This is a genomic window from Pinirhizobacter sp. (assembly GCF_035317885.1).
Taxonomy (GTDB): domain Bacteria; phylum Pseudomonadota; class Gammaproteobacteria; order Xanthomonadales; family Rhodanobacteraceae; genus Pinirhizobacter.
Genome location: NZ_DATHFX010000446.1, coordinates 1 through 4596 on the forward strand (window position 1 = coordinate 1; position 4596 = coordinate 4596).

At 64.4% G+C, this 4596-nt stretch carries 5 protein-coding genes and 1 pseudogene; 3 read left to right on the forward strand and 3 right to left on the reverse strand.

Annotated features, from left to right (window positions below; genetic code table 11):
- Window positions 1-275, reverse strand: a pseudogene (locus VK519_RS14680) (alpha-L-fucosidase); the annotation flags it as partial.
- 126 nt (window positions 276-401) lie between these two features.
- Here VK519_RS14680 and VK519_RS14685 point away from each other — a divergent pair.
- Entirely contained in the window at window positions 402-1613 is a 1212-nt protein-coding gene (locus tag VK519_RS14685; protein WP_324350961.1) for a serine hydrolase domain-containing protein, read from the forward strand.
- A gap of 13 nt (window positions 1614-1626) precedes the next feature.
- On the opposite strand, the gene VK519_RS14690 is transcribed toward VK519_RS14685, so the two are convergent.
- Complete coding sequence (locus VK519_RS14690; protein WP_324350963.1) at window positions 1627-2508, reverse strand: LysR family transcriptional regulator; 882 nt, start codon at window positions 2506-2508, stop codon at window positions 1627-1629.
- Window positions 2509-2621: 113 nt separating this feature from the next.
- On the opposite strand from VK519_RS14690, the gene VK519_RS14695 reads away from it, so the two are divergent.
- A complete protein-coding gene (locus VK519_RS14695; protein ID WP_324350964.1) occupies window positions 2622-3362 on the forward strand; it encodes an SDR family oxidoreductase in 741 nt (246 codons plus the stop codon).
- A 26-nt stretch (window positions 3363-3388) separates the two neighbouring features.
- The gene (locus VK519_RS14700; RefSeq protein ID WP_324350966.1) at window positions 3389-4285 is read left to right on the forward strand and encodes an SDR family oxidoreductase; all 897 of its coding nucleotides are present in this window, start codon (window positions 3389-3391) and stop codon (window positions 4283-4285) included.
- A gap of 78 nt (window positions 4286-4363) precedes the next feature.
- Here VK519_RS14700 and VK519_RS14705 read toward each other — a convergent pair.
- A partial coding sequence (locus VK519_RS14705; protein WP_324350969.1) for a hypothetical protein occupies window positions 4364-4596 on the reverse strand: 233 nt, incomplete at its 5' end.

Sequence of the window (4596 nt, forward strand, 5' to 3'; positions counted from 1 at the left end):
TGCGCCGCGCGGGCCCATTGGCTCGCATCCAGATGGCGCGGGTTGAACATGGCGGGCGATGCCTTCGGATCGCCCCATTCGCGCTGCTGGTAGGTGGCCATGTTCAAATGGATGAACATGCCAAAGCGCAGGTCGAGGAAGGCTTGCTGGGCCCGGAGTAGCCGATTGCCCGGTGCAGCACCGGAAGCTGCGGCCGCCAAAGCGATCGAGCGGGTGGACAGGCCGGCCAACAAACCGGCACCGGCGATGGCACGGGCGAAGTCTCGTCGGTTCATTACCCGAGTGTGACATGGACGTCCATCCATCTTCCAGCCGCGTCCGGGACCTGCCCACCTGCCTGAAGACGAGTGTACAGGACGCCTGCTAGCATCGGCGAGAAGGGGACCTCGAGGGGGAACGCAATGCGCGGATTCGTTTCGTTCGTGGTGCTGGCCATGCTTGCCGGCTGCGTCCACCAGGGAGCCACGGCTCCGCCTCATGACATCGATCGTGCGGCGCTCGATGCCAGGGCCACCCAGCTGATGCACGATGCCCATGTGACCGGCCTTGGCCTGGCGGTTATCCGCGATGGGCGCGTGGTTTATCTCAAGGGCTACGGCATGCGCGATGTCGCGCAGCAGTTGCCCATGCAGGCCGATACCGTGGTCTATGGCGCCTCGCTTACCAAGGCCGCCTTTGCCTACGCCGCCATGGGCCTGGTCGACGAGGGCAAGCTCGCCCCGGATGCTTCCATCGCCGGCATGCTGCCTAAGCCGCTTCCCTCCTACGAGAAATACGCCGACCTTGCCGGTGACGAGCGCTGGCGGAAACTCACCCCGCGCATCCTGCTGGATCACACCACGGGATTTGCCAACTTCCGGTACCTGCAACCGGGCAAGGACTACGACCCTAACGGCAAGCTGATGTTCTATTTCAACCCGGGCGCCCGCTTTGCCTATTCAGGCGAAGGCATCAACCTGATGCAGTTTGTGCTGGAGGAAGGCGAGGGCATGGACGTGGCCAGCCTGATGCACGACCGGTTGTTCGTTCCTTTCGACATGCCCCGCAGCTCGATGACGTGGCGCGACGACTTCAGCGGCAACGTGGCCATCGGCTACGACGAGAACGGCAAGGCGCTGGGACACAAGCAGCGGGGTAGCGTGCGGGCTGCCGGTTCGATGGATACCACCCTGCACGACTACGCGAACCTCGCTGCCGCCATGGTGCGCGGCGATGGCCTGTCGCCCGCGGCGTACAAGGCATGGCTTGCGCCCTCGATACGCATCCACTCGGTGCAGCAATTCCCCACCATGGGCATGCCCGACACCACGGACAACGACGGCATCGGCCTTGGCTACGCCTGGGGCATCGGGCGTTTTGAATCACCCGACGGCCCGGCCTTCTTCAAGGAAGGCCACGATGACGGCGCCAACAACCTCATGCTGTGCCTTGTCCGGTCGCGCAACTGCGTACTGCTGCTGAGCAACAGTTCCAACGGTGAATCGATATTCCCGGCGATGGTGGAAGCGGTGCTTGGGAAGACCTGCTTCCCGTTCTATTGGAACAGCTACATCCCGTATGACCATCCGGAATGGCGCAAGGAACCGTTCGCACCGTGCACGCGGTTGCCGTGAACCCAAGCGCGCCTCAAGCGAAGCGCCTGGTGATCCAGTCGATGAACACGCGCACGCGCGGCGACAGTTGCCGGCTATGTGGATAGAGCACCGACACCGGCGTCGGTGACGGTGGAAACCGGGGCAACACTTCCACCAACGAGCCCGCCGCCAAGGCGCCAGCCACGTGGTAGCGCGGCATCTGCGCCAGACCCAGGCCAAGTGTGCAGGCCGCGGCATAGGTTTCGGCGCCCATCACCGTGACGGTCGCGGGGAGCCGTACCTCACGCACTTCACCGTCGATGGCGAACTCCAGCGGCAAAACCGCACCGGTGGCGGTGGAGACGAAGCCGACCACCTGATGGCCGTCCAGGTCGTCCAGGCCCCGCGGCATGCCGTGCCGGGCGAGGTACGCGGGACTTGCCACGGTCACCTCGTCGAGCACGCACACTTGCCGGCCCACCATGGCGCTGTCGTGCAGGCGGCCGGCGCGTAGCACGCAGTCCACGCCTTCGCGCACCAGGTCGACCAGGCGATCGCCTTCCCCGATGTGTAGTTGCAGGTCGGGATATTCGGCAAGGAAGGAAGGCAAAGCGGGCATGAGGAAATGCCGCGCCATCACGCCATGGACGTCGATGCGCAACTGCCCACGCGGCCTGGCATCGGTGAACACGGCATCGGCTTCCTCGACCTCGGCCAGGATCGCCAGGCAGCGGCGGTGGTAGGCCTCGCCATCTAGGGTGGCCCGCACGTGGCGCGTGGTCCGTTGCAGCAGGCGTACGCCCAATCGTTTCTCCAGCGCCTTGATCGCCTGGGTCGCGGTGGAACGCGGGATATCCATGTCCAGCGCGGCCAGGGTGAAGCTCTGCCGCTCGACGATCCGGGTGAAGAGGTGCATGACATCCAGGCGGTCCATTGTTCGTCCTGATGGAATGGTATTGGCTGTTCCAGGCAGATTATTCCTGGTGGGGAAAAGAGGAAAGTGTCTCCCACGCCAGCAACCGCTGGCATCGACGCGAGGAGACACCCATGAACACCACCCACAGCAAGGTTGCCCTGGTCACCGGCGCTTCCCGTGGCATCGGCGCCGCCATCGCCACCCGCCTGGCCGCCGACGGCTTCACCGTCATCGTCAACTACTCAGGCAACTCAGCTCCCGCCGAAGCACTGGTACGCCAGATTGAGCAGGCCGGCGGCAAGGCCCTGGCAGCCCGGGCCGATGTAAGCAATGCCGCCGAGGTAAAACGCATGTTCGATGCGGCCGAATCCACGTTCGGCGGTATCGACGTGCTGGTGAACAACGCCGGCATCATGTCGCTGGCCAAGGTAGCCGAGGTCACCGACGAAGCCATCGACCGCCTGCTGGCGGTGAACCTCAAGGGCAGCATCAACACCATGCGGGAAGCGGCGACGCGACTGCGCGACGGTGGCCGCATCGTCAATTTCTCAAGCTCGGTCGTTGGCCTTTACCAACCCACGTACGGTGTGTACGCCGCCACCAAGGCGGGCGTCGAAGCCCTCACCCATGTCCTGGCCGGCGAGCTGCGGGGACGCAACATCACGGTGAACGCCGTGGCCCCGGGCCCGACCGCCACGGATCTTTTCCTCGATGGCAAGAGCGCCGAACTGATCGACCGCCTGTCCAGACTCGCGCCGCTCGAGCGCCTGGGGCAGCCCGCCGACATCGCCAACACCGTCGCCTTCCTGGCCGGCGCCGATGGTTCCTGGATCAACGGCCAGGTACTGCGCGCCAACGGCGGAATCATCTGACTCATCTTCCATAGAGGAATGCCATCATGAAAAACGTCATCGTGATCACCGGCGCATCCAGCGGTTTCGGCGCGCTCACCGCCCGCGCACTCGCCGACGCCGGACATATCGTCTACGCAGGCATGCGCGAAACCACCGGTCGTAACGCAGCACAGGTCAAGGCCGCGGCCGACTACGCCCAGGAACATGGGGTGGATCTGCGCAGTGTGGAACTGGACGTCGCCTCCGACGCATCCGTCGACAAGGGCATTGCCCGCATCATTGCCGAGCATGGCCATCTGGATGTGATCGTCCACAACGCCGGGCACATGTCCTTCGGTGCCGCCGAGGCCTTCACCCCGGAGCAATACGCAGAACTCTTCGACGTGAATGTGCTCAGCACCCAGCGGGTGAACCGGGCCGCGCTTCCGCAGCTGCGCAAACAGGGCAAGGGCCTGGTGGTGTGGGTATCCTCCAGCAGCACGCGTGGCGGCACGCCGCCATACCTGGCGCCCTACTTTGCGGCCAAGGCGGCGATGGATTCAGTGGCGGTGAGCTATGCCAGTGAACTTACTCGCTGGGGCATCGAGACATCCATCATCGTGCCCGGGGCGTTCACCAAGGGCACCAACCATTTCGCGCACTCGGGAAAACCCGCCGACCAGGCACGCATGGATGAGTACGAGAATGGCCCGTACGCCGGTGTGTCCGAGCAGGCACTGAAGGGCCTGGCAAGCCTGGAACCGGCCGATGCGGACGCGGCGAGCGTCGCCACCGAGATCGTCCGCGTGGTGGGCCTTCCGTTCGGCAAACGCCCCTTCCGCACGCATATCGACCCGTCGCAGGACGGCGCCGAAGTGGTCAATGGCGTGGCCGACCGGGTACGCGCGGAACTGTTCCGGCGCATCGGCCTTCAGGACCTGCTCTCACCGCGTGTCGCCTGATGCCTTCTCCGGCACGGAAAGAATAAGGGGAGCCGGCGAACCGGCTCCCCTTCGGGTCCCACACTTACACAGCGTCGATCAGAAGAACGAAGCGCCCACCGTCACCATGATGGTGCGCGGCTCAAGCAACGAGTAGTACGGCGACGAGGCGAACAACACCTTGCCGTTCACGTCGGTTTCCTTGCTGGGATTGGACGCCAGGAACGACGTACCGTTGTTGGCGTTGGTGAACGCCTTGTGGTCGGTGAGGTTGTCCAGGTTGATCTTGATGTACGGCTTGCGGAACCAGGTTTCGAAATCGGCGAATCGGA

What these genes read in the sequence shown, in the direction of transcription:
- VK519_RS14690 (WP_324350963.1), bottom strand. Translation starts at nt 2,508, where the DNA reads ATGGACCGCCTGGATGTCATGCACCTCTTCACCCGGATCGTCGAGCGG.
- VK519_RS14685 (WP_324350961.1), top strand. Translation starts at nt 402, where the DNA reads ATGCGCGGATTCGTTTCGTTCGTGGTGCTGGCCATGCTTGCCGGCTGC.
- VK519_RS14700 (WP_324350966.1), top strand. Translation starts at nt 3,389, where the DNA reads ATGAAAAACGTCATCGTGATCACCGGCGCATCCAGCGGTTTCGGCGCG.
- VK519_RS14695 (WP_324350964.1), top strand. Translation starts at nt 2,622, where the DNA reads ATGAACACCACCCACAGCAAGGTTGCCCTGGTCACCGGCGCTTCCCGT.